The following is a 26,732-nucleotide window of genomic DNA, read 5'->3' on the forward strand; positions in this document are numbered from 1 at the left end:
GGACAGATGTCCGAAGCCCTGCGGACGCTCGGTGTCGGCGTCGACGACGACGTGGCGCCGCGGCCCGCCTGACTCAAGTGCGGGCGGCACGTCCGGGGAGGCGTGCGACCGACATCGACAACGGGGGGAGAGCCGCCGTCGAAGACCGCGAGAACACCGATAGCGACCGCTGGGGACGGACACCGATGCGCGTGAGCGTCGTCGGCGGGAGCGACGTCGACGCCGCGACCGAGGAGGTCGCGCGGGCGCTCGGCCGCCGACTGGCCGGACGCGGCCACACCGTCGTCTGTGGCGGTCTCGGCGGCGTCATGCGGGCCGTGTGTGAGGGCGCCGTCAGTGCCGACGGACACACCCTCGGCATCCTGCCCGGCGAGCGGGTCGAAGAGGCGAACGACTTCGTCGAGACGGCGGTCGCAACGGGGATGGGTCACGCGCGCAACGCGCTCGTCGTGATGAACGGCGACGCGGTCGTGGCCGTCGCCGGCAGCGGCGGAACGCTCTCCGAGATCGGGTTCGCGTTCGTCTTCGGCAGGCCCGTCGCGGGGCTCGGGACGCACGCGGTCGACGGTGTCCACGCCTGCGAGACACCCGCCGAAGCGGTCGACTACGTCGAGCAGGCGTCGAGCGGACGGGAGGGACGCGGGGGACGCGAACCGTAGCCCGGTCGTGAGCGGCGCGCGCGAGTCGCGGATTGCGCGCGCGGGCTACACACCCCCACGAACCGACCCTTTCAACCGGTCGCGGGCGGCCCTCGAGAGCCCGATGTCAGCCACACGTCTGACAGCCGTCAGACACATTCGTTCACGGGTTCGTGACATATCCGTGTAGGTCAGAACATGTTTTGGTTCCGAAGCGACACCGAAGGAGCACACGGGCTGTCGTGGATGCGTCCGCTGCGTCACGACGGCACGATACGCTCATGAACCGAACCCGTCACGTCCTCGCCGTCGTCGGACTCGTGCTGGCACTCCTGTTCGCCCCCGTCGCGTCCGGACCCGTCGGTGCGGCGACGACAGCGACACCCGCGAACGAGACGGAGACGGCCGGCGCAGCGACGACGGCACAGCAGCAGGAGGCGTCGACTAATTCGACCGTCTCACTCGTCGAGACGAACGTGACGGACGGGTCGAGCTTCGAGTACGAACTCGGCGCGTACGACCGAATCGAGAACTTCAGCGTCGAGTTGACCGGCTCCGTGACGCGCGAGGACGACGTCGACAGCGGGACCGTCACGAGCGACGGCGAGGCCCTTCCCGTCTCCATCGCGGGGACGATGGAGCCCACGGGACCGGCGGGCGGGGAGCCCGAACTGACCCTGACGGCGGAGACCCGAACGGTGTCGAGTGAGTTCGGCGGGGGCGACGAGACGGTCGGCCTCTACGGTCGATGGGACTCCGAGATACGCATCACCCAGCCCCCGTCGACCATCGGTTCGGTCCGTACGTACCACAGCACGAGCGGTGGGTCCGGCGCGGTGGTGGACGTCTACATCGTCGAGGAGGGACCCGACAGAACGTACGGTGAAGGGACGCTAGTCAGAGAGGGTTGGGAAGTTCCGAACCGCGAGGGGTGGCAGACCATCGACATTGACGAGTACGCCACCAACAGTTCGACGATCACCGTCGAGTTCGTCACGGTCGAGCCGATCAACTCGTCGTTCGAGACGTCGGTCGACAGCCGGCAGTGGGACAGCCAGACACGGGCGTCGTGGAGTGGAAACCTCCTGTCCAAGCCGCTCCCGCTAGAGGTGGTCTCCGCTGGACCGAGAGACGTCTCCGTGACGGCCGACGACGGGACGAACGTGTCGTTCGGGAGCTTCGGGACCGACGAGACGTCGAAGACCCAGCCCCTCGACCTCTCGACGAACGCGACGGAACTGACCGTGAACTACACCGGTGACAACACGATCGAGTGGTCGCTGGCGTACACGGAGCGAACCGGGTCGGTGAACCCTTCGGTCTCGGTGAACGGGAACCGGCTGAACGCCTCCCGGACGCTCGCCGACGGGGAGACGGTCTCGTTCACACCTGACCCGTCGTGGGTCCGAGAGGGGACGAACACGGTCGCTGTCGACCTCGACGAGTCGGCCCTGTCGGACGACGCGCCGGCCCCAGCGGTCGACCTTCGGTACACCCACGACGTCGTGGTCGAACCGACTCCCACGCCGTCTGCCACACCGTCACCCACTCCGGAACTGGACGACTCGGACGACAGTGACGGCGGCGGAGGCGGCGGTGGAGGCGGCGCACCAGCACCCAATGACGACGAGGACGACGACGGTGATGACGGCGATGACGGCGACAACGACGACGACAGCGATAACGACGCGGTCGACGTGAGCGACGAGGAGGACGACGGTGACGACGGAAGTAGCGGCGGGGGCGGCGGAGGCGCGGGGAGCAGTGGCGGGGGCGGGAGCGGCGCGAGCCTCGTTGACGACGATACCACGGACGCGTCCGCCGCCTCGGCGACGGCAACCGCCACGCCGACACCCGAGGCCGCTGCGACGGCGACTCAGGCGTCGACCCGCACCCCCGCGGGGACAGTCGTGACCGACGTCTCCTTCGAGCCGAGCCGCATCTCGACGAACGTGCAGGCCGTCGTCGTAGTGACGGTGCGGAACCCGCAGACGGTCTCGGACACGCACCCGGTCGAACTCGAACTGGAGGGCCAGCTCGTCAAGACTCAGGACGTCACCGTGCCCGCGGAGAGTACCGCCAGCGTCCAGTTCGCCTTCGAGTTCGCGAACCCCGGAACGTACACCGCGCGGGTCGACGACGAGACGGCCACCGTCACCGTCGTCGAACCCGAAGAGGGAACGCCGACGGCGGCGTCGACGTCGACGCAGTTCCCCGGATTCACGCCTCTCACGGTTGTCCTCGCCGTGTGCGTCCTGTCGGCGCTCGCGTGGCGTCGCCGTGACTGAGGCTCTCAGTCGACCCGTTCGCGGAGCGAGGCCTTCAGGTCGATCACCGGCGATCCGTCCGCCATGTCGACGCCTCGAACCGAAAGACGTCGAGCGTCGAGGTCGACGTCGACGACGCGACACTCCGTGAGACAGACCGGGTTCGGCCGCGCGGGCGACCGCGAGGTGAAGACACCTCGGGAGGGGTCGCGGTCGAGCGTCAGCACCGAGCGGTCGGCGCGGTCGGCCCACCACACGACGACGACCGACTCGGCGTCGAATCCCGAGAGGCCCGCGGCGTACGCCTCGTCGACGTGGACGACGCCCGCGCTGTCCTCGTGGAACCCCTGTGAGGGGGCGTCGCTGGTCGTTTCGAACGGCGTCGACACCGTGCCGATAGGCTCACACTGCATACGCCCGCTGTGTCGCGGGAGGACAAAAGTCACCAGGTGCCGTGGAAGGTGTCGAACGAGAGCTCTTCGAGGGGTTTGTTCCCGACGGCGATCTCGTACTCGCCGGGGGTGAGCATCGGCTTGTGGAAGCGCGGGCCGTCGTCGGTCGTGATGCGCGGACAGCCGGTGTTGACGAACGCGTCGAAGTCGAAGTTGCGGAGGCGGTCCGGGGTGACCTCGTCCATCGTCACGAGATAGGCGTCGTCGTTCTCCGAGAGGATCTTCTCGGCCTGTTCCCACCGGCCCTGTCCGATCTTCGTACAGAAGATGACGCCCCACGTCCGCGCGTCCATCGCGCGGTGGACGGCCCCGAAGCGCTGTTTCATGAACTTCTCCGTGTCGGCGATGGTCACGACGTTGTTGACCGGGTCGGCGATGACGACGGTCTTCTCGGGATGCTCCATCGCCAGCCCCAGCGGGTGGAACTTCCCGCCGCCGACGTACAGCACCTGGTCGGCCGGGAGGTCGGCGGAGGCGTAGTTACAGCCGAGCACCTGCCCCTCGTGGGTGAGCCGTTCGTCGCCTCTCCGCGTCTGGACCTCGTAGCCCCGCTCTTCGAGCCAGTCGACCATCTCGCCGAAGCGGTTCATGTGCTGGGCGGTGGTGACGAGGCCGACTTCCCCCTCTTGGAGTTCGTCGACCGCGTCTTCGAGGATGGGGAAGGGATCGACGTTCGAGAAGAGGGGTACGTAGATGATCTTCTCCGATTCCTTCATCGGCGAGTGGCCGAAGTGGACGAACACGTCCGACCGGCGCATCAAGAAGGTGTCGAGGTCGCAGGCACCGTAGCAGGGCTGTCCCGATATCATGAACGTCACGTCCTCCGTGAGCGCGCGGAGGTCGTCGGCGACAGCCGGGGCGCGCCGTTTGAGACCCTCGGGGAACTGGAGCCCGACCGTCGTCGCGTCGCGCTCCTCGATGGCGTCGACGATGCGGTCGAGTTCGTAGTCCCACTCCCGGTCGTGCTTCAGGGCCATCCCCGTCTTTCGGAGGTCACCCTCGGAGTAGGCGTCGTTGCTCATTGTGAGCTATTGCGTGTCGACTCGTTTAACGTCGGCGTTTCGCGTCACGCGGTCGACGGTCTCGACCCTCACCGACCGACTCGCCGGGGGTCGCCCGTCGTGCGTCGCCTCCACACTCGCGTGATGTCGTTAAGTGTTGACGCGACGACGAGAAGCTATGGCAACGGAGACCATCGACTGCCCCGAGTGCGGTGCGACGATCGAATCGCTCGACGAGATGGACGCGGAGGAGGTGCCCGAGATAGAGACGCGGTCCCGCGGCGGCATCGGCTACGGCGAGGCCACGCGGAACCTCTACCTCTGTAAGAGCTGTCGGAAACCGCTCGGAATCGGCAGACGCGGGAACGAGTAGCGCCGACCCGCACACCGTTACGGGATTACTCTTCGCCGACGACTCCCGTCAGGCGATGTCGCGGCTCGTGTCGACGTCGACCTCTTCGGTGAGGCGGAGTTTGATCGTCTCGTCGAGCGCGCGCCCGCCGCGGAACTTCGGAATCGCCAGCCGGTTCTCGATTTCGGAGCCCTTGACGTTCGTTTCGAGGTCGAAGACGATGTCGGCCATGTGCTCCGTGAGTCCGCGGTTCGCCGGCGTCGCGTCCGTCTTCATCCCGTGGAGGACGGTGACTCCCCCGGTGTTTATCATGTGCGTCTGAACCTCGTTGAGGAACATCCGGTACCGCGAGGGTTCGACCCGTTCGAGCACGTCGACGATGTCGATGATGAGGTTCGCTTCGTCGGGCAGCCCCCGGATGAGCCGGTGGGCCTGGTCGACGGGGCCGTCGCCGTCGACGTCGCGGACCGTCGGGTTGCCCGTCTGCACCGACGAACGGTCGAGCGCGTCCCTGACCGCCTCCACCGACCGGGCCGTCGTCAGATAGAGCGTCCCGCGGGCCGCCGTCAGTTCGTAGAGGATCAACTCCGACTGACTCGCCGGCCGCGCGCCGAGGAAGACGATGCTTCCTGCCGGTAAGCCGCCGTCGAGTTGCCTGTCGAGGACGGTGATACCGGTGGGAAGCCGTTTCGACATGGGCGGGTGTTCCGCGTGGGCACACATATGGGTTGTCCCCGGAATCTCTGTGTTGATATTCGGAATCGTTCACTGCTGCTTTTAACCATCTCATGGCCGTTTCTGACGCATTGTCTGCGTTTGGAGAGTATCAGATTCGAGCGCTTCGACCACGTCCGCGTACGCGGCTTGCACGGGATTAGCGTCGAGGACGGGTCCGGGGGCGTCCGGCACCGTCCCGAGGACCGGACAGTCGAAAAGCGCCTCGACGCCGGGCGGTGTCACGCGCGTCCGCGTCAGCACCACTCCCTCGACGTGACAGCCGAGCGCCCGCGCCATCGCGCCGGTCTTCGTCGCGTCGCGCAGTGCGGGCGCACAGGCGGTCGAGACGAGGACGACCCGCGTCGCCGCCGCGAGCGGAGCGGCCGCATCCGGCCCTGCGCCACCCGGACAGTCGACGACGACCCGGGCGTCCGTCCGGTTCGCGACTCCGTCGAGGATGGTCGTCACGGCGGCGTCGCGAGTCGTCGGCGACGGCGCGGGGAGGACCGACAGGCCGTCGTCGACCCGCTGCGGCTCAGCCCCGGGGGCGGCCATCGGTTCGCGGTCGACGCCGGCCATCGCGTGGAGGTTCGGCATGTCCCGGTCGGTGTCGACGACGACCGTCTCCCCGTCGAGGGCGCGGCCGAGTCCGAGGGCCGTCGTCGTCTTTCCGCATCCGCCCTTCCCGCCTGCGACTGCGAGCATGGCTACCGCTGGCTGCCCGATGGTATTTGAACCTCAGGACGCAGCGTTCAGTCCTGACAGCAGCCGCCGGCCTCGCCGCCGAAATCGACCGCGAGCGGCTCGGAGATGGCCTCGTTGACGGCTTCGAGCCGCTCTTGGAGTGCCGCTTGCGCCTCCAGATACTCGGCCATCACCGGCAGGCCGTGTAGCTCCTGCTGTTTGGACTGCAGCTTCTGCATGCCCTCCTGCGTCGCGTTGCCCGTCTGGCGGGCGAGCATGAACTCCTCGCGAAGTTGGTTGAACTCGCGGATGTGCGCCTGCGCCTCGTCGTCGGCCTCGACGGCCTGCTTCGCCTCCTCGAAACGCTGGTACTCGTCGGTTTCGGCGATAGCCGAACCGAGGTCACGACCCATCCGTTCGAGGCTCGTCGTCTCGACGCTCATGTACCCGCTTGGGAGAGCACGTAGTTGAATTTGCCGACTGCGGCGGTCTCTCGCCGTCGACCGGGCGAAAGCTTCGTGTGCGTGCGAGACGTTCACACGGGAGTGGGAACGACTCGGACGGCAGCGCGGGCGGGAGCCGTCACCGAGCGGCTGCGAGCGCTCGACTCGGACGCGTTCGCCGGGTTCTGCGCGGCGCTCTGGCGCGCCCGCGGATACGAGACGCGGCGGACGGGTGACCGGTTCGTCGCCCGCCGGCGGGGCGAACGCCTGGTCGTGCTCCCCCGGTCGACACCGGGACGCGTCGCTCGACTCGGCGCCACGCTTCGAGGGCGCCTCCCGCTGGAGCGACCCGCCGCGGGCACTGACGAGAGCGGGGCCGCCGCCGAACTCACCATCGACACGGACACCGACGTCGACGTCGTCGTCGCGCCCGTCGACGCCCGATGGGCGTCACGTCTCGCCGACCGACACGGCGCACAGTTCGTCGGGCCGGCGGCGCTCGCGAACCTCCTCCTGTACGGCGTCTCGCGCGCGGACGCCGACGCGCTCACGACCCGGTACTTCGGGGTAACGACGACTGCGCTCCTCGCCGAGTCGTCGAGACGGTCCGACGGGGTGGAGTCGAAACTGGCGACGCCGACCGCTCTCGCGGCTGTCGTCGGCGTGGTCTGTCTCGTCCTCGCGGCGGGCGCTGCGGGGGTCTGGGGACCGTCCGGTCCCGAACCCGAACCGCTGGCGGACGCGGCACCGCCGCTTCTGACCGGGGCGGGCGTCCAGCCGGCGGGCACCGCCGAGTCGTCGGGGGGTATCCACCGGGCGTCGGTGAGGACTCCCTCGACGCGGTGGCTCTCTCGCGTGCACACGCCGACTCCGTTTCGAGACAGTCGTACCGGCTCATCGTCCGACAGTCCGACACCGACGCGCTCGACGGGAACCGCCGCTGGGACGGCGTCTGGCAGCACACCGTCGTCGAGGACGAGCACACGTGGCTGCACACCGTCGTCGGCTACGAGTCGCGGGAGAACGACTCCGACCTCGTCCAGTACACGCTCTACACGGAGGGCGAGTTCGTCTACCGCCGCGCCGACACCCGGAACGGGACGCGGTACGACCGGTATCCGCTCCGCGCAGCGGACGACGGGTTCGGGACGCACACCGACCGGAGCCGTCGGTACGTCGTCCGGTATCTCACGACGACCGACGTCGAGGTCGACCGCGTCTCGTGGCGTCCCGACGAGTACCGAATCGTCGCGACGGGCCGACCGACCGCCATCGAGGGGGAAGTCTCGAACTACACCGCGACGGCGTTCGTCGACGAGTCGGGCTTCGTCTCGGAACTGACCGTCGAGTTCACGCGGGAAGCGGGCTTAGACGAGGACGACCGGTCGGCCCGCTTCCGTCTGGAGTACGCGGCCGTCGGCGACACAACGGCTCGACCCCCCGGCTGGTACGACGAGGCGACGAACGCGACGGCGACGAACGCGACCCGGGAGCGACGGTGAAGCGACGGCCGGTGGCCGATGGGCTACCGCGCTTCGACGAACGCGACCACGTCCGCGAGTTCGTCGCCTCCGATGCCGTGGCCGACGTCGTACGCCTCGTAGGTGACGGTCGCGCCCATCTCGCGCAGGCGCTCTGCGGCCGCGGCGACGCGCGACTCGGGGATGATCTGATCCGCCCGCCCCGCGCCGAGGAACACCGGAGCTCCGTCGAGATTTACGTCCAAATCGGCGTGTGACGCCGCCAGATACCCGTGGAGCCCGACGACCCAGTCGTAGTCGGCCGGCGACTCGACCAGGAGCGCCGTGCTGGTGATCGACCCCTGCGAGAAGCCGAGGAGGCCGACCGTGTCGACCGCGAGCGCCTCGCGGGCGGTCGCCACCGTCTCGGCGGCGAGGTCGAGGCTCCGACGGAACTCCCCCGCGTGGGGCTGGCTCCGGTGGAGGTCGCCGTCGGGCATGTCGAGTTCGTACCACGTGTACCCGCCCATGAGACGGTCGGGTGCGCGGAGGCTGAGCACGTGCGCCGGCGGGAGGCGGTCGGCGACGGGGAGGAGGTCAGTCTCGTCCGCGCCCCTGCCGTGGAGGACGACGACGAGCGCGTCGTCGCCGGCGTCGTCCCCCGGGGGCGGTAGACGTGTTCGAGCGGGAGGTCGACGTCGAGCGTCTGTCCTGACATCACCCGTCGTAGGGCCGCGATCCGCAAGAACCCCCGAGTGACACCGGTGTCACCACATGGGGGCCCGGGGGTCCGAACGGACGTCCGCGGTCGAGAGAGCCGGTCAGTCACAGTCGGGAGGCGGCGGAGGCGTGCCCGGAGACCGCTCACGTGGAGAGGTAGACGAACGTCAGAAGCGTCACGACGACCGTCGCACCGATCCAGTCGAGCGGCGAGAGCGTCGACAGCGGTCCGCTCCGCTTCGAGAACAGGTAACCGAAGTACGGGACCAGCGGCGAGAGTCGCGGGAGCAGCGGCGGCTGCACGCCGGCACCGAACCGTAACGAGACGGTGAGCGCGACGGTGCACCCCGCCGCGACGAGGGCGACGAGGAGGTCGTCACGGACGCTCTCGGGAAGCTCCATACGAACGACGGTGTGGGCCACCGGGATAACGGATACGGTACGGAGTCGGGGAGAACTACTCCTCGTCGAGGTCGGCGTCGAGTTCCTCGGCGATCTCGTCGGCGTCGACGTCGACGTCGTCGAGGTCCACGTCGTCCATGGCCTCTTCGAGGTCTTCGGGCGCGGCACCGCCCATTCCACCCATCATCCCGCCCATTCCACCCATCATCCCGCCCATCCCGTCGATGGTCTCCTGGACGATGACGCGGTCGAGGTCGAGGCGGTTCATCACGTCCTGGGCGATCTGCTGCTTCGAGAAGAGCCACTGCTGGTTCATCGTCATCTGCGGCGTGGCCTCGATGTACAGCGTCTCCTTCTCGACCGTCTTGGTCTCGGTTTCCGTCTCTGTCTCTCCGTCCTCGTCCTCGTCGTCGTCGTCGGATTCGACCTCGACCTCGACCTCCTCTTCGACCTCGTCGGTCTGGATCCAGAGGTCGGGCGTCTGCTGGAGGTAGAGTCCGAAGAGCCCCTTCGCCTGCTCCGTGCGGTCGTCGACGACTTCGAGGATCTCGTACTCGTACTCGAGGTCCTCGCCTGCGAGCGGGTGGTTGAAGTTGACGCGGGCGCGGCCGCCGATGATCGTCTCGATGCGGCCCTGTTCGCCGTCGATCTGGACCTGCGCGCCGGGGTAACGGTCGTCCTCGTCGATCTTCGAGGCGCTCACGGTGCGAATCTCGTCCTCGTCGACCTCGCCGAACGCCTCGGCCGCGGGGATGGTGACGGTGCCCGAATCGCCCGCTTCGGAGCCCACGAGCGCCTCGTCGACGGCCTCGAACACGTGGCCCTCGCCGAGGATGATGATGCGCGGCTCGAACTCGTACTCGTCGGTGTCGATGTCGGCCTCCTCGGCGACTTCGGGGTCGGTGGTGTCGACGACCATCCCCTCTTCCTCGTCGTCGTCATCGTCGGGGATGGTGCGCATCGTGTACGCGATGCGGACGAAGTCGCCCTGCTGGAGGCCGCTCTCCTCCTCGACTTCCTCGGTGTCAGTCGCTTCCGGTTCCTCGGTTTCGGCGGCGTCCGGTTCGTCCACCGACTCCGCCTGCTGGTCATCGGTCATACCCCAAGGTGAGTCGTCCGACTCTTAAGAATCACGTTTCAGGCCGCAGACCGGATCGGAGACAGGTCACCGATGGGCACTCGGCCCCTCGTGCCCCTCTGACGGGAGACGGCCACGCTTTTCACCGGCCTCGCCGTGGCTCTCAGTATGTACGAGGTGGAGGTCAAGGTGCCCACCGACCACGCGGCGGTTCGGGCGCGACTCTCGGACGTGGACGCGGACGCGCTGGGGACCGTCGTCCAGCGCGACACCTACTACGACGCCCCCCACCGTCGGTTCGCCGAGACGGACGAGGCGCTTCGTATCCGTCGGACCGAGGCCGAGAACGGCGACCGAGAGACACACGTCACCTACAAGGGACCGCTCGTCGACAGCGCGTCGAAGACCCGGCGTGAGCACGAAACGGGGGTCGACGACGGCGAGACGATGGATTCGATCCTCCGGGCGCTCGGCTTCGAGCCAGCGGCCGTCGTCGAGAAGGAGCGCGCGCGCTTCCGCGTCGGCGAGTACACCGTCACGCTGGACGACGTGACCGACGTCGGCACGTTCGTCGAAGTCGAGACCGACGCCGCGGACGTCGACGCGGCGCGCGAGGGGGCCTTCGAACTCCTCGAAACCATCGGGCTCGACCCCGACGACCAGATCAGGACCTCGTATCTCGGGTTGCTCCTCGACGGGGCCGACGACGGAGCGCGCGTCACGGCCGACAGAGCGCCCTCGTCGGGGGATTCCTGAGAGTAATACACACACCCGGGAAACTTTCCGCAAGTTATAGGCGAGGGCCGAGTCTACCGGGAGACAATGACCGAGCGGAACATCCAGATCGAGTCCGTCGGCCGACTCGCCGTGGAAGACCAGGGGGTAGAGATCGTCGAGCGAAAAGGGCTCGGACATCCCGACTCCATCTGCGACGGCATCGCCGAGAGCGTCTCCCGCGTGCTCTCGAACCTCTACCGCGAGCGCGTCGGCGACGTCCTCCACTACAACACCGACGAGACGCAACTGGTGGCCGGTTCGGCCGCGCCCGCGTTCGGCGGCGGCGAGATGCTCGAACCCATCTACGTGCTCATCGTCGGTCGGGCGACCAAACACTACGTCACCGACGACGGCATCGAGCACGACCTCCCGGTCGACTCCGTCGCCCTCGAAGCCGCCCGCGACTACCTCCGCGAGACCATCCCCGAACTCGAGGTCGGGACGGACATCGTCATCGACGTCCGCCTCGGCGAGGGGTCGGGCGACCTCAAGGACGTCTTCGGCGAGGACGGGCAGGTGCCGATGGCGAACGACACGAGCTTCGGCGTCGGTCACGCCCCGCTCACGGAGACCGAACGCATCGTGCTCGAGGCCGAACAGGCGCTCAACGGTCGCTACGCCGCGAAGAACCCCGAGGTCGGCCCCGACATCAAGATCATGGGAAAGCGCGAGGGCGACCGCATCGACCTCACCGTCGCCGTCGCGATGGTCGACGCTTACGTCGAGGACATGGCGGCCTACCAGCGCGCGGTCGACGACGTCCAGACGTTCGTCACCGACCTCGCCGAGGGGTACACCGACCGCGAGGTCCACGTCGAGGTCAACACCGCCGACGACTACGACGAGGGCGCCATCTACCTCACGACCACGGGGACGTCGGCCGAGATGGGCGACGACGGCTCCGTCGGTCGGGGGAACCGCTCGAACGGGCTCATCACCCCGAACCGCCCGATGTCGATGGAGGCCACCTCGGGGAAGAACCCGGTCAACCACATCGGGAAGATCTACAACCTCCTCTCGACCGAAATCGCCCACACGGTCGTCGACGAGGTCGACGGTATCCGTGACCTCCGGGTGCGCCTCCTGAGTCAGATCGGCCGCCCCATCGACCAGCCGCACGTCGCCGACGTCGAACTCGTCACGGAATCAGAGGTGGAGGTCGGCGACATCGAGGAGGACATCGCGGCCATCGTCGACCGGGAACTCGCCGCCGTCACCGACATCACCGACCGCGTCATCGACGGCGAACTCCGGACGTTCTGATCGCTCAATAGGGCTCACGAGCGATCCGGTGCATCGTGTGTTTCTCACCCGCTCTCGATACAATATTCACACCTTATACGCGATGGTAGACAACGTTTAACACCCAGTCGCGTTTCATAGTTGACAATGTCAGCAGACGACGCAACCCACGCCGACACGCTCGCATCCGACGCGGAACCCGCCCCCGGCCCCGCCGTCGACCACAGCACGAGAGACCGCTCGACGCACACGCGCCAGACGGCCGCCTACTGGTCGATGACGCGGACGATGTCCGACTTCTCCTAGCTCTCGACACCGCGTCGTCTCTTTTCTGACCGGGTCTCACTCCTCGCCCGCCCAGTACCGCTCGACCAGCGCCGCTGCCGCGTCCACCGTCTTGCGGTACGTGCGGTCCCCGTCCGGCGTTCGGACCGCGAAACTGTACCGCTGGCTGTCGGGGACGTACCACCGGTCGGGGTGTGCGTCGAGGACCGCCGGCAGTTCGTCGGTCGACCCGGTCGTCGGCTCGCTGTCGCCGTCGCGTTCGCCGGGACTGTCGGCCCCCTCCTGGTGTGCCGACGCGCCGTCCGTCCGCGTGGGCGTCGGCGTTCCGTCGAGGAGGAGGTCCGTCTCGACCGCGGGGTGTTCGGGGACGATGCCGCGGTCGTCACCCGTCTCGTGGGCGGCGCGGCTACACGCCATCAGGACGTCCTGGGTGTTGACGGTCGGTTCGTTCTCCTCGGGGACGCGCTGATCGTACGTCCCGTCCGGGTTCATCGTCCACGCCGAGCGGTTGTCGCGGAGGCAGAGTTCGAGGACGAACCGGAGCTGTTCGCGGACGGCGGGGTCGTCGACCGGCGCGACAGCTTCGACGCGGTTGTCGAGGTTGCGCGTCATCCAGTCCGCGCTCCCGAGGTAGTACTCGGGGTCGCCCGCGTTCTCGAAGTAGAAGATCCGCGAGTGTTCGAGGAAGCGGTCGACGATGCTGTAGACGTCGACCGTCTCGCTGAGGCCCTCGATGCCCGGACGGAGCCGACAGATGTCGCGGATGACGAGGTCGATGTCGACGCCGGCCATCGACGCGCGGTACAGTTCTTCGACCATCTCGGGGTCTTCGAGGGCGTTCGCCTTCACGACGATACGGGCGCGGCGGCCCTCGCGGGCGTGGTCGGCCTCGCGGCGGACCATCGCCGTCAGCCGCTCGCGCATGGTCACCGGAGAGATGAGCAGTTTGCGGAACTCCTCGTCCAGCGAGGGGCCGGTGAAGAAGTTGAACACCTTCACGAGGTCCTGGCCGATGTCGCGGTCGGCGGTGAGGAGGCCGAGGTCGACGTAGCCCTTCGCCGTCTCGGAGTGGTAGTTGCCGGTGGCGACGTGCGAGTACAGTTGGACGCCGTCGTCCTCCTCTCGCACCACGAGTGCCGTCTTCGTGTGCGTTTTCAGCCCGACGGTGCCGTACGCGACGTGGATACCCTCCTCTTCGAGGGTCCGCACCCATTCGAGGTTGTTCTGCTCGTCGAATCTGGCCTTCAGTTCGACCATCACCGCGACCTGCTTGCCGTTGTCGGCGGCGTCGATGAGCGACTGGATGACCTTCGAGTCCGACGCGGTCCGGTAGATGGCCGCCTTGATGGCGAGGACGTCGGGGTCGTTGGCCGCCTCGTCGAGGAACCGCTGGACCGTGTCGGTGAAGGAGTGGTACGGGTGGTGGAGGAGGATGTCGTCGCGGCGAATCGCGTCGAACACTGTCTCGTCGTGGCTTTCGGCCGACTCGGGGAGTCCACCGTCGACCGACAGTCGCGGGTGCGGAAGCGGCGACCAGTCGTCGAGTTTCAGGTCCGGGCGGTCGTGGCCGGTGAGGTCCATGAACTCGCGGTAGTCGATGGGACCTTCCAGGTCGTACACCTCCCGTTCCGAGAGGTCGAGTTCCTCCATCAGGAGGTCGCGGACGGTGTCCGGCGTACCCGCTTCGAGTTCCATCCTGACCGCGGAGGCGAACCGTCGCTGTTCGAGCACCTCCTGGATAGCCTCGATGAGGTCCTCGGCGACTTCCTCGTTCCGCCGGACTTCGGCGTTCCGCGTGAGGCGAAACAGCGCGGTGTCGACGATGTCGACGTTCGGGAGCAGCAGGTCGAGGTTGGCGCGGACGACCTCTTCGAGGAGGACGAACCGCCGACCGCTCCCGCGCGTCTCGACCTCGACCAGTCGCGGGCGGTTCTGTGGGATCTTCACCCGGGTGAACGTCGGGTCGGTCTCGCCGCGCTTCCGGGTGAGGACCGCGAGCGAGAGCGAGCGGTTGGAGATGAACGGGAACGGGTGCGCCGGGTCGAACGACAGCGGGGTGAGCGTGGGCAACACCGACTCCTCGAAGTACGAGCGCATCTTTCGCTCCTGCGTCTCCGTGAGGTCGTCGTAGTCCGCGACTTCGATGCCCGCCTCGGCCAGTGCCGGTCTGAGCACGTCGCGGTAGCACGCGGCCTGCCGCTCGAACATCGGTCCGGCCGCCTCGTGGACGGCTTCCCACTGCTCTCTGGGGGTGCGGCCGTCGACCGCCCGCTCGGTCACGCCCGCGTCCATCTGCTGTTTCAGCCCCCCGACGCGTTTCATGAAGAACTCGTCGAGGTTCTTCGTGACGATAGCGAGAAAGCGGATCCGTTCCAAGAGGGGGTTACGCTCGTCGAGCACCTCGTTCAGGACGCGGCGCTGGAAGGCGAGTTCGGAGAGTTCGCGGTTGAGATACAGGTCGGTGTCGTCGAGGTCGACCGCCCGCTCGTCGTCGTCGCCATCGAAGTCGAGGTCGACTGGTGGGGCGGCGGCGTGGGCGTGTGAACCGTCGGTCAGGTCAGACATTGGGGAAGGATGGAGGTTCGGTCGGCGAAATCGGTCGCTGGTGCACTCTCGCCCGAGACGTACAAAGCGGTTTATATTAATTCTCCCGTGGGCTCAATATTCGAGACCAGGAGTACGGACCACACGACGCGCGCGGCCGGAAACGCAAAGCCCGCCGAGCAGATAGAGAGAGTGTGGCTCACGCGGCCGACGTCGTCGTAGTCGGATACGGGGAGATCGGAACGAAGAGCAGCGCCGTCCGGAGACGGATGCTCGACCGACTCGCGGAAAACCTCGACGCCGTGCTCGCCGACCGCGGCCTCGACGCGACCGTCGAGCGGTCGTGGGCGCGGCTCTACGTCGACGGCGACGACCCCGACCGCTGTGCGCGGGCGGCCGGCGAGGTGCCCGGCGCCGTCTGGGCCCGGCCGGCGCGACGCTGTGAGCCGACGATCGGCGCGGTCGTCGAGGCGCTGTGTGGCCTGGCGCTCGCACGGCCACCCGAGGAGACGTTCGCCGTCCGCGCCTCGGTCGCCGGCGAGGACAGGACGTTCAGCGGGAGCGACGTCGAACGCGTCGGGGGAAGGGAGATACTCGACCGGGTCGGCGGACGCGTCGACCTCGACGACCCGGACCGGGTGTACCGCGCCGAGTGCCGGGAGGAAGCGTACGTGAGCGCCATCCAGTACGACGGACCGGGCGGCCTCCCGGTCGGAACGCAGGGGACCGTCGTCGCGCTCGTGAGCGGTGGCATCGACTCCCCGGTCGCGGCGTGGCACCTCCTCCGGCGGGGGTGTCGGGTCGTTCCCCTCTACGTGGATTTGGGCGCGTACGGCGGCGTCGACCACCGCGAGCGCGCCGTCGAAACCGTCGAACGGCTCCGCCGGCGCGCGCCCAACGTCGACGGACGACTACGAATCGTCCACGGCGGACCGGTCGTCGAGCGCGTCGTGCAGGAAATCGACGACACGCGGATGCTCTCGCTCCGGCGGGCGATGCTTCGGATGGCGAGCGTCGTCGCCGAGCGCGAGGGGGCCCAGGCGCTCGCAACGGGCGAGGCCGTCGGGCAGAAGTCGAGCCAGACCGGTCCGAACCTCGCCGTGACCGACGCCGCGGTCGGCTATCCAGTCCACCGTCCGCTTTTGACCCGGGACAAGCCGGACATCGTCGCCTGCGCCCGCGAACTGGGGACGTTCGACGACGCCACCCTTCCCGTCGGCTGTGAGCGGATCGCTCCGGCGCACCCCGAGACGGCGGCGACGCGCGCGGCGGTCGAGGCCGCCGAACCTGACGACCTGCTCGACCACGCCGCCCGCGTCGCCCGCGACGTGGTAGTCGTCGAGAGCGCCGAAGAGACCGAACGCGTCGACTGACGGGACACGAGTCGACGCACGGGAACCGAACCGGACGACAGACACGCAGAACCACATTTGGAACACGGATTACTCGACATTCAGATAGCCAGATTGCATTGTTTCACGACGGGTTCGTTGAAACACCGTGAACAATCACACAAAAATGGATTTAGGTTGCTGGAGTCCGTACGTTCGCCCATGTCCCACACGAAACGCCACGTCTCCCGACCGCGTCCCGGTCCCGACTGGGTCGTCCACGACGTCAGGGCGTACGCCTACTGGCGCGCGGGGGTCGACGACTGTGCGAACTGCGGGGTCGACGTCGCGCTCGACGACGACCACTACGGGATGGAACTCCTCCGCCACCGTCCCACGACAGGAAAGCTCGGGCTGGAGCGCGAGCGGTTCGTCTTCTGCTCCGAGGAGTGCGTCGACGCCTGGTCGCACTGAGCAGCGACCACAACCCCTTTACTCGCCCGTAGCGACTCCGCGGACGTGACGCGGGTCTGCATCGTCGGCTCCGAGGACGTGAACCTCCGGTACGAACTCCTCTCCAGAGAGACGTCTCGGGCGGCGCTGTCGACGTACGACCTCGACGAACCGTTCACAAACTCGGTTGCCGTCGACACGGTGAGCCTCGGCGCGGCGGTGTCGCTCCTCAACGACCTGAACTGGTATCTCGTCCGCTTCGCCGACCGGTCGCTCGTGCTCGACCCCTCCATCGACCCCGACGAGTGGCTCTCGCGTGACCTCGCGGCGAAGGTCAGAGACGGCCGGCTTGACCCCGACGAGACCGACGAGTACGCGGCCGTCTTCGGCGTCGTCGACGGCCAGTTGGTCGAGCCGATGTTCGCCTCGCGCGTCGAGGGCGGCCTGCCGGAGTACGACCTCCGCGACGTTCAGCGGACCGTTGTCGTCCGGTTGACGGCCGCGGAGTTCGACGCCGGGTGAGAGTACCGCAGCCCCGGCACGGCCCACACTGTTATATCACTTCGTTAACAGTCCAGAGACATGAGCGAGACGTGGACGAAGTACGACGTGATGGTCCAGTCGCTGGGTGCGAAACTCCTCGTCGCCCCCGACGAGAGCGAGAGCGGCGTCGCCGTGGTCGAGCATACGCTCCCGCCGCAGACGCTCGGGGCGCCCCTCCACCGACACAGCCACGAGGACGAGATATCGTTCGTGCTGGAGGGGACCCTCGGCGTCCAGGAAGGGGAGACGGTGTCGACCGTCGAAGCCGGCGAGATTGTCGTCAAGGAACGGGACGTGTGGCACACGTTCTGGAACGACGGCGACGACCCGCTCCGGTTCCTCGAGTTCATCTCCCCCGGCGGGTTCGCCGCCTACTTCGAGGAGGTGGCCGACGTCCTCTCGGGGGGACCGCCCGACGAGCAGACGATGGCGCGCGTCGGGGAAATCTGCGCCCGGCACGACCTGGAGATGGACCCAGAGAGCGTGCCGACGCTGATGGAACGCCACGGCGTCGACCTCTGATTCGGGCCGTCGTGACGAGTTACCGGCGGGCGCCGTCGGCGAGGCTGCCGACCGCCAGTGAGAGACGACAACGGCCTGTCGTTCACTCCGTGTCGAACATCCCGGTCGACATGTACCGCTCGCCGCTGTCCCAGTACACTGTCACGACGAGTGGGTCGTCGACGCCCGCTTCGAGGAGACGCTCGGCGGTCCACTTCGCGGCGAGGTTCGACGCGCCGCTGGACTGACCGACGAGGATGCCCTCTTCCCGAGCCAGCCGTCGACATTCGGCCTCGGCCTCGTCGATGGTGACGGTCTCGACGCCGTCGAGGAGGTCGACGTCGAGGTTCGGCGAGACGAACCCCGGACCCATCCCCTGGAAGTCGTCGATGCCGGGTTCGCCACCCGAGAGAACGGCGTTGTCGGCGGGTTCGACGGCGATTATCTCCATCTCGGGGAACTCCTCGCGGAGTCTGCGGCCCGTCCCCGTGATGGTGCCGCCGGTGCCGACGCCGGCGACGAGCGCGTCGACCTCCCGCCCGTCGACCTGTTCGAGTATCTCGGGGCCGGTCGTCCGGTAGTGCGCCTCGGGGTTCGCGGGGTTCTCGAACTGGCGAAGTTGGTGCATTCCTTCGGCTTCGAGTTCGTCCGCGCGGTCTTTCGCCGTCGAGATGTCGCCGTCGACCAGTTCGATGGTCGCGCCGTACGCCTTCATGATGCCGCGGCGTTCGGGCGACTTCGACGAGGGCATGACGACCGTGAGGTCGTACCCCTTCGCCGCGGCGACGACGGCGAGGCCGATGCCCGTGTTGCCGCTCGTCGGTTCCACGAGCGCGTCGCCCGGTTTGATCTCGCCGGCGTCTTCGGCGGCCTCGATCATCGCCAGCGCCGGGCGGTCCTTCGCCGACCCGCCCGGATTCTTCGACTCGACCTTCGCCGCCACCGTCGTCCCGTCGGGCGAGGAGACCTGTACCAGTGGAGAGCCGACGGTGCCGAGGATACTCCGGTCCATAACCTCCGGTTACACGGCCGCTAATAAACCGATGACGAACCCGGGAGGGGACGTAATCGGTATGTACTTTTATGTCCGGATCACGTCTCAAGCACACAACATGACCGAGTCGACGGACGGGCCGTTCGCCCTCCACGCCGAAGAGTCGTCGGTACTCGTTCACGGGCCCTCCTTCACGCCCCGACCAGCCCTCGATCTGACCGCCCGTCTCGGGGACGAGCGCGTCCCCCGGGTCGACGTGCGGTTCGGGCGGCTTCCGCCGGGGTTCGATGACGACGACGACACCCGCCTCGTCGCGCCGAACGTCCCCGACAGCTTCGACAGCGACCGCGTCTACCGGGTCGGGGGTCCCGACAGCCTCACCGAGTACGGCGTGGCGCTCACCCGCGTGTTCGAGGACGTCGACGGTCCCGTGCTCGTCGAACTGGACTCGTTGACCGCGCTCTTACAGCACACCACGCTCGACGCCGCGTTCAGATTCGTTCACGTCCTCAGCGGCCGGATCGACCGGGAAGAGGCGGTCCTCGTCGCGACTATCGACCCCGGTGCCCACGACGAGCAGACGGTCGCAACGATGACCCAGCCGTTCGACGTCGCCATCACCGGCGAGGAGGGGAACCGACAGGTCCGGCGGCGGTAACGAGGGCCTGACGACCGGACGGTCGGAGTCGTGGCCGGACAGCAGGCAGTATATATCCCTCCGTTTCCAAGCGGGGACAATGAGCGAACCCGAGCGACTCGAAACGATGCAGCCGAACCCCGCGTGGGACGCCGACTCCTACCCGGAGGTCGTCGAGGCTCTCTCACGAGAGGGCCTCACGTTCAGGGTGTGGGGCGGCGACTGGTGCAAGGACTGCCGGGCGCGACTGCCCGACTTCGGGGCCGCGCTGGCGGCCGCGGGCGTCCCCGTCGAGCGCGTCCACCACTACCCGGTCGAGAAGGAAGAGGACGGCTCGAAGGTCGGGCCGCGGGTCGACGAGTACGGCATCGAACTCATCCCGACGGTCGTCGTCGAGCGCGACGGCGAAGAGGTCGCGCGGTTCGTCGAGAAGGAGGACGTGCCGGTCGCGGTGTACCTCGCGGAGCAACTCGGGGCCGAAGCCGTCGAAGCCGACGACTAACCTGCGGACTTTCGACGGTCGTTCTCGACGACGACCGCACGGATCAACTGCTCAGCACGGCGTCGTGTGTTTCAGCGAGAGGCGTCGCTGGGGACAGCATCGAGAGAACGCGAGAGGAGTCAGCGACCGAGCGGTACGTACGCTGCACCCGCCATCCCGACCGCCGACAGCCTGCTCAGGTCGACACGCTCACGCCCCGTCTGCTCCGCTTTCGCCGTCGCCCTCGAACCACGAAAGCGCCTCCTCGACCGAAGACTTCGGCGGCGAGCAGGTGAAGCCCTCACAGGCGTACACCGTCGGTCCGTCGCGCGCCTCCCGACCGGCCCAGACCGGCGGCGCCTCGTCGATATCGAGCCGTTCGAGCCACGTCCCCAACGCCGCGTCGGTGGCCGGTCGCCGGGTCACGACGGCCGCCGGGAGGTAGCGCGTGGCGAGCGTCTCGCGCCACGCCTCCGGGAGTTCGTCCGCCGCGAGGGTGAGTTCGAGCACCCCCTGGTGGTACGTGTCGGCCGCGAGCGCGAGGGTGACGTGCTCCATCGGGTTGCCCTGGATGCGGTTCGCGTGCGTCTCCAGCACCTGCCGGGCCACCTCCGAGAAGTCGGCGTCGGGTGCGAACCCGTCGAGGGCGAAGAGGAGGTCGACCGTCACCCCCAGCGACGACGGCGTCGACTGGTCCGACAACTCCTGTGGGCGCGTCACCAGCCCTTCGCCGCTCGCGGGCGTGAAGTACAGCGTCTTTCCCTCCGGGTCCCAGAACTCCTCCTTGACGGCCCGCGCGAGGTCGAGCGCGAACGCGAGGTGGTCGACGTCGCCCGACACCTGGTAGAGGTCGAACGCGCCGCGAGCCAGAAAGGCGTAGTCTTCGAGGAAGCCCGGCCCCTTCACGTCCCCGTCCTTGTAGCGGTGGGCGAGCCGTCTCTCCTCCGCGTCCCACAGGCGTTCACGAACGAACGAGAGCGCCTTCTCGGCGCGCTCGGCGTACGAGTCGTCGAGGACGCGCCCGCCAAGCGCTAGCGCGGAGACGGTCATCCCGTTCCACGAGGCGAGCACCTTCTCGTCCCGCGCCGGGCGAACGCGCTCTGTGCGGGCTTCGAACAGGCGCTCGCGGGCGCCGTCGAGTCTGGCGCGCACGTCCTCGACCGAGCGGTCGTACTCGTCGGCGAGGTCCGAGAGGCTCGCCGCGAGGGTCAACACCGTCGACCCGCCCTCGAAGTTGCCGCCGGGGGTGATGCCGTAGCGGTCGCAGACGAGGTCGACCAGTTCCTCGTCGTCCAGCACGTCGGCTACTCCCTCGGGCGTCCAGACGTAGAACGTCCCTTCCTCCCCCTCGCTCCGAGCGTCGAGCGTGCTGTAGAAGCCGCCCTCCGGGTGAGAGAGTTCGCGGTCGAGGAACGCGAACGTCTCCCTCGCCACCTGCGCGTACCGCTCTGTGCCCGTGAGCTGATACGCGCCGAGGTAGATACGAGGGAGCAAGGCGTTGTCGTACAGCATCTTCTCGAAGTGCGGGACGACCCACTTTCGATCGGTCGCGTAGCGGTGAAAGCCGCCGCCGAGGTGGTCGTACATCCCCCCGTCGGCCATCGCGTCTAACGTTCGCGTGGCGACCTGGAGGGGCTCCTCTCGACCCGTCCGGACGTGCGACCGCAGGAGGAGTTCCAGCCGCGAGGGCTGGGGGAACTTCGGTCCGGAAGAGCCGAAGCCGCCGTACTCGCGGTCGGCGCTCCGGAGCGCGGCGCTCGTCGCGTTCGACAGCGCCTCCGAGGAGACCTCTCCCCCCGTGTCGGGCGTCTCCTCCAGTTCGTTTCTGAGCAGGGCGCCCCACTGGTCGGCGCGGTTCTCGATCTCGTCTCGGTCCTGTTCCCACGACTCGGCGAGTCGTTCGAGCACGTCCCTGAATCCGGGCATCCCCTGTCGCGCCGTCGGGGGGAAGTACGTCCCGACGAAGAACGGGCGGCCGTCGGGCGTGAGCCACACCGACAGCGGCCAGCCGCCGCGTCCGGTGGTCCGCTGGCAGATGGTCATGTAAATCGAGTCGATGTCGGGTCGCTCCTCGCGGTCGACCTTGATGGGGACGAAGTGCTCGTTGAGGAACTCCGCGACCGACTCGTCGGCGAACGACTCCTCCTCCATGACGTGACACCAGTGGCAAGCGGAGTAGCCGACCGAGAGGAAGATGGGGACGTCGCGCTCGCGCGCCTCCGCCAACGCCCGCTCGTCCCACGGCTGCCAGTGGACGGGGTTGTCGGCGTGCTGGCTGAGGTAGGGACTCTCCTCCTCGTCGAGGCGGTTGCGTCCGGCGTGGTCCATAGTCGAGAATCGGCTCCGCGACGTAAAGACGCCACGCACCGCACGGGTACGGACGGTCGAGGAGGAACACACATCCGTGTACAGATTCCCTCGGACGAAAGGTAACCTTTACACTCTCGTGATGAACTCCTCCGATAATGACGGAGACCGTACTCTTGGTGGGAGGAGGCGGCCGCGAACACGCCATCGCCCGCGCCGTCGCCGACGACTGTGCGCTGTACGCCTGTGCGTCGAACCGGAACCCGGGCATCGCTCGGCTCGCCGAATCGGTCGAGACCATCGACGAAACCGCCGTCGACGACATCGTCGCTTACGCCGAGGAAATCGGCGCGACGCTGGCCGTGATCGGTCCCGAGTCGGCGCTCGAAGCCGGTGTCGCGGACGGCCTCGACGACGCGGGGGTGTACACGTTCGGTCCCCGAGAAGAAGAAGCGCGCATCGAGACGGACAAGGCGTATCAGCGCCGATTCATGAAAGAGAACGACGTGCCCGGCTGTCCGGCGTTCGAGGTGTTCGACGACACCGGGGCCGCCTGCGACTACATCGACTCCTTCGAGGGGGACCTCGCGGTGAAGCCCGCGGGGCTGACCGGCGGGAAGGGCGTCAAGGTCATCGGCGACCAGGTCACCGAAGAGGAGGCGAAGGCGTACCTCCGCGAGGAGGGATACGACCGAGTCGTTCTCGAAGAGCGACTGGTCGGCGAGGAGTTCACCGTCCAGGCGCTGGTGGCGAACGGGGACGTCCGCGTGACGCCCGCCGTGCAGGACCACAAGCGAGCGTACGAGGGCGACGAGGGTCCCAACACGGGCGGGATGGGGTCGTACTCGAACGCCTCGCTCGACCTGCCGTTCATGCAGGAGGGCGACTACGCCGCGGCCGTCGAGGTCATCGAAAGCGTCGTCGACGCGCTGCCCGACTACAAGGGCGTCCTCTACGGACAGTTCATGCTCACCGCGGAGGGCCGAAGGTCGTGGAGTTCAACGCCCGCTTCGGCGACCCCGAGGCGATGAATACGCTTCCCGTGCTCCGCACGCCGTTCGTCGACGTGCTGACCGCCGCCCGCGACGGCGAGTCCCTGCCCGACCTCCACTTCGAGAAGCAGGCGACCGTCTGCAAGTACGCCGTCCCCGAGGGGTACCCCACCGACCCCGCGTCGGGGGCAAAAATCGAAGTCGACGAGGAGAGCGTCGGGAACGCGCTGCTGTTTTACGCCTCGGTCGACCAGCGCGAGGACGGCATCTACACCACCACGTCGCGGTCGTTCGCCGTCGTCGGCCTCGGCGACACCATCGAGAAGGCCGAGGGCATCGCCGACGGTGCGCTCGCCGCCGCGGGCGCGGGGCTCCGTGTCCGACACGACATCGGCACGCACGACCTGCTCCGCCAGCGCATCGACCACATGAACGAACTGCGCGGCGAGTGACGCGAACCGGCGCTGTACGACTCGGTGTGCGTGTAGCTATCGCGCAGTCGCGGTGAGTGCCGACACGACCGAGACACGGGCGCGGTGAGACCGCAGCCACACCCACCCCGGCCGACTCCCTCGCTCGCGTCGTGGGGCCCGGTTCGTCTCCAGCGACCGAGTCCTCCCCCAGCGAGCGGTGGAGACAGAGGTTTTTACACATCGCTGTCGAATCCCGTGGCGTGACAGACGCCCCAGACGAGGACAGCAGAGACGAGGAGTCGACGACGGGACGCCGCCACGACCGCCTCACTCGCCACCCGACTCGGGGGAGAGGCAACTCCCTGATGCGGTGGACCGACGCGAAGTCCCCGCTCGTCGTCTCGCGGAACTACGCGACCGTCCTCGTCGCCCGGGCGTCGCCGAGCCTTCGGCTGAAGAACCACCTCTTTCGGGCGCTCGGGATGACCGTCGGGGAGGGCGTCGCGTGGGGACTGGAGTCGACCCCGGACGTCTTCTGGCCCGAACTCATCACCGTCGAGGACGACGCCATCGTCGGCTACGACGCGACGCTGCTCTGCCACGAGTTCCTCCAGGAGGAGTACCGGACGGGCGAGGTTCACGTGGGCGAGCGGGCGATGATCGGTGCCGGCGCGGTGGTCCTCCCGGGCGTACACATCGGTGCGGACGCGCAGGTGGCCGCGAACTCGCTAGTGGAGAGAGACGTGCCACCGGGGGCAACCGTCGCGGGCGTCCCTGCGCGCGTCGTTTCCCGGGGCGACGAAGCGGGCGAAGCGGCCGAGGCGGACGAGGAGGGCGACCGTGGGGAGGGAGACGCGGAAGCGCGGTGACGTGGAAGATCAGTCGTCGTCGCACGACCCCGCGGCGTCCTGTCCGATCACGGCCTCCGAGGCGTGCTGGAGGCGGACGGCGAACACCGCGCCCTCGGGGTCGTTCTCCTCGACCCAGACGGCGCCGTCGTAGTTGTCGACGATGTTGTCGACGAGGAACAGACCGATCCCCGTCCCGTGGTGGACCACGTCGGTGTCCTCGCGGCCGAAGATGAGGTCGCGCTGTTCGTAGGGGACGCCCGGCCCGTTGTCACAGATGCGGATGATGACGTCGGTCTGACGGTCGATGACGTCGACCTCCACCTCGGCGACCGCCTTGTCGTTGTGGACGACCGCGTTCTCTAAGAGCGCGTCGAGCGCGGCCGGGAGGAGGTCGTCGGCGTACACTCGAACCCCGGGCACCGGTCCGAGCGAGATGTCGGCGTCGGGGAACTGTTTCTGGACGGCTTTCACGCGCTCTTCGAGCACCTCGGCGAGGCGGACCGGGTCGCTCTCGGCGTCGTACGACTGTTCGAGGAGGTCGCGCAGTTTTCGGACGCGGTCCGCGCGCCCGACGACCTGCATCACCTGTGCGCGGGCCTGTTCGAGCGCCTCGAGCACCTCGGTGTCGTCGGCGCTCGCCGCGGCCCGGTCGATGTAACCGTACAGGATGTTCAGTTCGTTGCGGAGGTCGTGTCGGAGCAGTCGGCTCAGCACGCGCGAGGTGCTCGCGTACCGGCGCTGCTTCGTCGTGTCGACGAAGATGGCGACGTACCCCTTCGTCTTGCCGTCGACGACGATCGGTGCCGTCGACCCGCGGCCGTACACGCGCGTGCCGGACTTGGTCTGCAGGGCGAACTCGCCCTGCCAGGGCTCTCCGCGGATGAGCGTCTCGACGATTTCGTCGACGACGTCGTCGTTGCCGGCGATGACCGAGACGGGTTCGTCGACCAGTTCGTCACGGGTGTAGCCGGTGAACGCCTGGCCCGCGCGGTTGACGTCGCGAACGAGGAAGTTCAGGTCGAAAACGAGCATCGGCGTATCCGCGCTGTGGAAGGCTTCGACGTAGACCGCGGGAGACAGCGAGGACATATGGGATACCACACGTACTGGCTCAGAGAGCTTAATGCGTGTGCTACATATACGATTCGAAGAAGTTATTTTGAAAATATAATTTTGATCCCGGTAACCGTCGTGGTGGATGAGAACGAAAGAGAGCCGCCTCGTCCCGTGCGTGCCAGGCAGGACGCGGCGGCGAGTGAAGACGTAAAGGGTCTCGTGCGGGTGTCGTGAAGGTGGGTCTCGTGCGGTGGGAGGGTAGAGTGGTGTCGTATATTGTGTGGGTGGGTCTCGTGGGTGTCGGGTGATTATCGCTCGCGGAGGGTGAACAGTTCGTCGTAGTAGGTGGTGACGAGGCCGACGATGCCGTCGACGGCCTCCACCTCGTCGTCGTCCCACTCGTCGTGGCCGGCGACGCCGGCGACGAAGTAGTCGGCGAGGCGAGCAATCTCTGCAGGTGCGGCTTCGGTCCCGTCGAGCATCGACTCGACCTTGATACGGTGGGCGGTCGCCGCCGCGTCCATCCAGTTCATCTGCTGGCCGTGGAGTTTCCAGAAGCGGGTCTGTGCGCCGGCGTACGCCGCGTCGATGCCCGCGTACTCACAGACCTCTTCGAGGTACGACTCGACCAGTTCCCAGCGGGGGTCGTCAAGCATCGGGCCGTCGCGGGGTCGGTGTCCGTCAGGAACAGCGCCTCGTCGAGTCCGTCCGCGGCGGCCGCCGCGAACTCGTCGCGGTTCTCGACCTCGTCCTGGAGGAAGAGCGCCTCCACGAAGCGGACGCCCGCGAGGTGTGCCTGGCCCTCGGGGACGTGGGGGAACTCCGCGACGAACGCCTCGCCCATCAGGTCGCGGGCGGCGTTCGCCGCGTCGGCCGCACCGGCCGCGTCGCCGGCGCGGATGCAGGCCTCGCGTTCGTCCTGTGCGTAGAAGGCGCGGAGGAGCGTCTCGGCCACCGTGTCGGCGTCGTAGCCGGTTCGGGGGGTCGTCGTGTCGGTGCTGCGGACCGTCGTCGTCCGCGTGGGTTCGCGTGCCAGAGAGTTCGAAGATTCGGACATGGTGTGTGGTTCGCGTGCCAAGCGACCCCTGCCGCAGGGTCGTCACTTTCTCAG

The 26,732-nt window shown here is 67.9% G+C and carries 28 protein-coding genes and 2 pseudogenes; 15 read left to right on the top strand and 15 right to left on the bottom strand.

From position 1 onward, the window contains the following. The first annotated feature begins 185 nt into the window (after nt 1-185). Both C2R22_RS10155 and C2R22_RS10160 read left to right on the top strand, forming a co-directional pair. Entirely contained in the window at nt 186-659 is a 474-nt protein-coding gene (locus tag C2R22_RS10155) for a TIGR00725 family protein (protein ID WP_103427639.1), read from the top strand. Between the two features lie 260 nt (nt 660-919). Then, entirely contained in the window at nt 920-2,926 is a 2,007-nt protein-coding gene (locus tag C2R22_RS10160) for a hypothetical protein (protein WP_103425652.1), read from the top strand. 5 nt (nt 2,927-2,931) lie between these two features. On the opposite strand, the gene C2R22_RS10165 is transcribed toward C2R22_RS10160, so the two are convergent. Further along, nucleotides 2,932-3,318 carry a TrmO family methyltransferase domain-containing protein gene (locus C2R22_RS10165; protein WP_103425653.1) on the bottom strand — a complete coding sequence of 129 codons (387 nt, stop codon included), beginning with the start codon at nt 3,316-3,318 and terminating at the stop codon, nt 2,932-2,934. A gap of 29 nt (nt 3,319-3,347) precedes the next feature. Next, the gene (dph2, locus tag C2R22_RS10170; RefSeq protein WP_103425654.1) at nt 3,348-4,379 is read right to left on the bottom strand and encodes a diphthamide biosynthesis enzyme Dph2; all 1,032 of its coding nucleotides are present in this window, start codon (nt 4,377-4,379) and stop codon (nt 3,348-3,350) included. A gap of 157 nt (nt 4,380-4,536) precedes the next feature. On the opposite strand from dph2, the gene C2R22_RS10175 reads away from it, so the two are divergent. Next, nucleotides 4,537-4,731, top strand: coding sequence for a hypothetical protein (locus C2R22_RS10175; protein WP_103425655.1), 195 nt, complete (start codon nt 4,537-4,539; stop codon nt 4,729-4,731). Nucleotides 4,732-4,779: 48 nt separating this feature from the next. Here the strand turns inward: C2R22_RS10175 and C2R22_RS10180 are convergent, their stop codons facing one another. The 4 genes from C2R22_RS10180 to C2R22_RS10195 form a co-directional block, all read right to left on the bottom strand. Beyond that, a complete protein-coding gene (locus C2R22_RS10180) occupies nt 4,780-5,406 on the bottom strand; it encodes an RAD55 family ATPase (RefSeq protein ID WP_103425656.1) in 627 nt (208 codons plus the stop codon). 90 nt (nt 5,407-5,496) lie between these two features. Beyond that, nucleotides 5,497-6,132, bottom strand: coding sequence for a MinD/ParA family ATP-binding protein (locus C2R22_RS10185; protein ID WP_103425657.1), 636 nt, complete (start codon nt 6,130-6,132; stop codon nt 5,497-5,499). Between the two features lie 47 nt (nt 6,133-6,179). Next, complete coding sequence (locus C2R22_RS10190) at nt 6,180-6,554, bottom strand: YlbF family regulator (RefSeq protein WP_103425658.1); 375 nt, start codon at nt 6,552-6,554, stop codon at nt 6,180-6,182. 450 nt (nt 6,555-7,004) lie between these two features. After that, nucleotides 7,005-7,367 (bottom strand): hypothetical protein, encoded by a 363-nt coding sequence (locus tag C2R22_RS10195; protein WP_103425659.1) that lies wholly within the window; start codon nt 7,365-7,367, stop codon nt 7,005-7,007. 29 nt (nt 7,368-7,396) lie between these two features. Between C2R22_RS10195 and C2R22_RS10200 the strand changes: the two genes are divergently transcribed. Next, nucleotides 7,397-8,056 carry a hypothetical protein gene (locus C2R22_RS10200; protein WP_103425660.1) on the top strand — a complete coding sequence of 220 codons (660 nt, stop codon included), beginning with the start codon at nt 7,397-7,399 and terminating at the stop codon, nt 8,054-8,056. Nucleotides 8,057-8,079: 23 nt separating this feature from the next. Here C2R22_RS10200 and C2R22_RS10205 read toward each other — a convergent pair. From C2R22_RS10205 to C2R22_RS10215, 3 genes and pseudogenes are all read right to left on the bottom strand, one after another. Continuing rightward, nucleotides 8,080-8,598: pseudogene (locus tag C2R22_RS10205) on the bottom strand (alpha/beta hydrolase); the annotation flags it as partial. A 280-nt stretch (nt 8,599-8,878) separates the two neighbouring features. Next, a complete protein-coding gene (locus C2R22_RS10210) occupies nt 8,879-9,136 on the bottom strand; it encodes a hypothetical protein (RefSeq protein ID WP_103425661.1) in 258 nt (85 codons plus the stop codon). Nucleotides 9,137-9,191: 55 nt separating this feature from the next. After that, on the bottom strand, nt 9,192-10,235 hold the full coding sequence (locus tag C2R22_RS10215) for an FKBP-type peptidyl-prolyl cis-trans isomerase (RefSeq protein ID WP_103425662.1): 1,044 nt from the start codon (nt 10,233-10,235) through the stop codon (nt 9,192-9,194). Nucleotides 10,236-10,382: 147 nt separating this feature from the next. Here C2R22_RS10215 and cyaB point away from each other — a divergent pair, with 147 nt between their 5' ends. The 3 genes from cyaB (at nt 10,383) to C2R22_RS25010 (ending at nt 12,539) form a co-directional block, all read left to right on the top strand. Next, the gene (gene cyaB, locus C2R22_RS10220; protein ID WP_103425663.1) at nt 10,383-10,970 is read left to right on the top strand and encodes a class IV adenylate cyclase; all 588 of its coding nucleotides are present in this window, start codon (nt 10,383-10,385) and stop codon (nt 10,968-10,970) included. Nucleotides 10,971-11,036: 66 nt separating this feature from the next. Beyond that, nucleotides 11,037-12,254, top strand: coding sequence for a methionine adenosyltransferase (locus C2R22_RS10225; protein WP_103425664.1), 1,218 nt, complete (start codon nt 11,037-11,039; stop codon nt 12,252-12,254). Between the two features lie 126 nt (nt 12,255-12,380). Next, nucleotides 12,381-12,539: a hypothetical protein gene (locus C2R22_RS25010; RefSeq protein ID WP_162562445.1), complete on the top strand. Its 159-nt coding sequence runs from the start codon at nt 12,381-12,383 to the stop codon at nt 12,537-12,539. Nucleotides 12,540-12,575: 36 nt separating this feature from the next. On the opposite strand, the gene ppk1 is transcribed toward C2R22_RS25010, so the two are convergent. Further along, complete coding sequence (gene ppk1 / locus C2R22_RS10230) at nt 12,576-15,083, bottom strand: polyphosphate kinase 1 (protein WP_103425665.1); 2,508 nt, start codon at nt 15,081-15,083, stop codon at nt 12,576-12,578. A 173-nt stretch (nt 15,084-15,256) separates the two neighbouring features. On the opposite strand from ppk1, the gene C2R22_RS10235 reads away from it, so the two are divergent. From C2R22_RS10235 to C2R22_RS10250, 4 genes are all read left to right on the top strand, one after another. After that, a complete protein-coding gene (locus tag C2R22_RS10235; protein ID WP_103425666.1) occupies nt 15,257-16,435 on the top strand; it encodes a tRNA sulfurtransferase in 1,179 nt (392 codons plus the stop codon). A gap of 180 nt (nt 16,436-16,615) precedes the next feature. After that, nucleotides 16,616-16,867 carry a hypothetical protein gene (locus C2R22_RS10240; RefSeq protein ID WP_103425667.1) on the top strand — a complete coding sequence of 84 codons (252 nt, stop codon included), beginning with the start codon at nt 16,616-16,618 and terminating at the stop codon, nt 16,865-16,867. Between the two features lie 45 nt (nt 16,868-16,912). Then, the gene (locus C2R22_RS10245; protein WP_103425668.1) at nt 16,913-17,368 is read left to right on the top strand and encodes a DUF5804 family protein; all 456 of its coding nucleotides are present in this window, start codon (nt 16,913-16,915) and stop codon (nt 17,366-17,368) included. A 60-nt stretch (nt 17,369-17,428) separates the two neighbouring features. After that, the gene (locus C2R22_RS10250) at nt 17,429-17,911 is read left to right on the top strand and encodes a cupin domain-containing protein (protein WP_103425669.1); all 483 of its coding nucleotides are present in this window, start codon (nt 17,429-17,431) and stop codon (nt 17,909-17,911) included. An 82-nt stretch (nt 17,912-17,993) separates the two neighbouring features. On the opposite strand, the gene C2R22_RS10255 is transcribed toward C2R22_RS10250, so the two are convergent. Next, nucleotides 17,994-18,902 carry a PLP-dependent cysteine synthase family protein gene (locus C2R22_RS10255; RefSeq protein ID WP_103425670.1) on the bottom strand — a complete coding sequence of 303 codons (909 nt, stop codon included), beginning with the start codon at nt 18,900-18,902 and terminating at the stop codon, nt 17,994-17,996. A gap of 100 nt (nt 18,903-19,002) precedes the next feature. On the opposite strand from C2R22_RS10255, the gene C2R22_RS10260 reads away from it, so the two are divergent. Both C2R22_RS10260 and C2R22_RS10265 read left to right on the top strand, forming a co-directional pair. Then, the gene (locus tag C2R22_RS10260; protein ID WP_103425671.1) at nt 19,003-19,542 is read left to right on the top strand and encodes a DUF7504 family protein; all 540 of its coding nucleotides are present in this window, start codon (nt 19,003-19,005) and stop codon (nt 19,540-19,542) included. A gap of 79 nt (nt 19,543-19,621) precedes the next feature. Continuing rightward, nucleotides 19,622-20,023 (top strand): thioredoxin family protein, encoded by a 402-nt coding sequence (locus C2R22_RS10265; RefSeq protein ID WP_103425672.1) that lies wholly within the window; start codon nt 19,622-19,624, stop codon nt 20,021-20,023. Between the two features lie 189 nt (nt 20,024-20,212). Here the strand turns inward: C2R22_RS10265 and C2R22_RS10270 are convergent, their stop codons facing one another. Beyond that, entirely contained in the window at nt 20,213-22,330 is a 2,118-nt protein-coding gene (locus C2R22_RS10270) for a thioredoxin domain-containing protein (RefSeq protein ID WP_103425673.1), read from the bottom strand. A gap of 137 nt (nt 22,331-22,467) precedes the next feature. Here C2R22_RS10270 and purD point away from each other — a divergent pair. Both purD and C2R22_RS10280 read left to right on the top strand, forming a co-directional pair. Beyond that, nucleotides 22,468-23,753, top strand: a pseudogene (purD, locus tag C2R22_RS10275) (phosphoribosylamine--glycine ligase). A 221-nt stretch (nt 23,754-23,974) separates the two neighbouring features. Next, nucleotides 23,975-24,583: an acyltransferase gene (locus C2R22_RS10280; protein ID WP_103425674.1), complete on the top strand. Its 609-nt coding sequence runs from the start codon at nt 23,975-23,977 to the stop codon at nt 24,581-24,583. 9 nt (nt 24,584-24,592) lie between these two features. Here C2R22_RS10280 and C2R22_RS10285 read toward each other — a convergent pair whose 3' ends face one another. The 3 genes from C2R22_RS10285 to C2R22_RS10295 form a co-directional block, all read right to left on the bottom strand. Further along, nucleotides 24,593-25,654 carry an ATP-binding protein gene (locus C2R22_RS10285; RefSeq protein WP_103425675.1) on the bottom strand — a complete coding sequence of 354 codons (1,062 nt, stop codon included), beginning with the start codon at nt 25,652-25,654 and terminating at the stop codon, nt 24,593-24,595. A gap of 275 nt (nt 25,655-25,929) precedes the next feature. Then, nucleotides 25,930-26,154 carry a hypothetical protein gene (locus C2R22_RS10290; RefSeq protein WP_162562446.1) on the bottom strand — a complete coding sequence of 75 codons (225 nt, stop codon included), beginning with the start codon at nt 26,152-26,154 and terminating at the stop codon, nt 25,930-25,932. Continuing rightward, entirely contained in the window at nt 26,151-26,678 is a 528-nt protein-coding gene (locus C2R22_RS10295) for a hypothetical protein (RefSeq protein WP_103425677.1), read from the bottom strand. The genes C2R22_RS10290 and C2R22_RS10295 overlap by 4 nt, the downstream gene beginning before the upstream one ends. Between the last annotated feature and the right edge of the window lie 54 nt (nt 26,679-26,732).

Source organism: Salinigranum rubrum, assembly GCF_002906575.1.
Taxonomy (GTDB): Archaea; Halobacteriota; Halobacteria; order Halobacteriales; family Haloferacaceae; genus Salinigranum; species Salinigranum rubrum.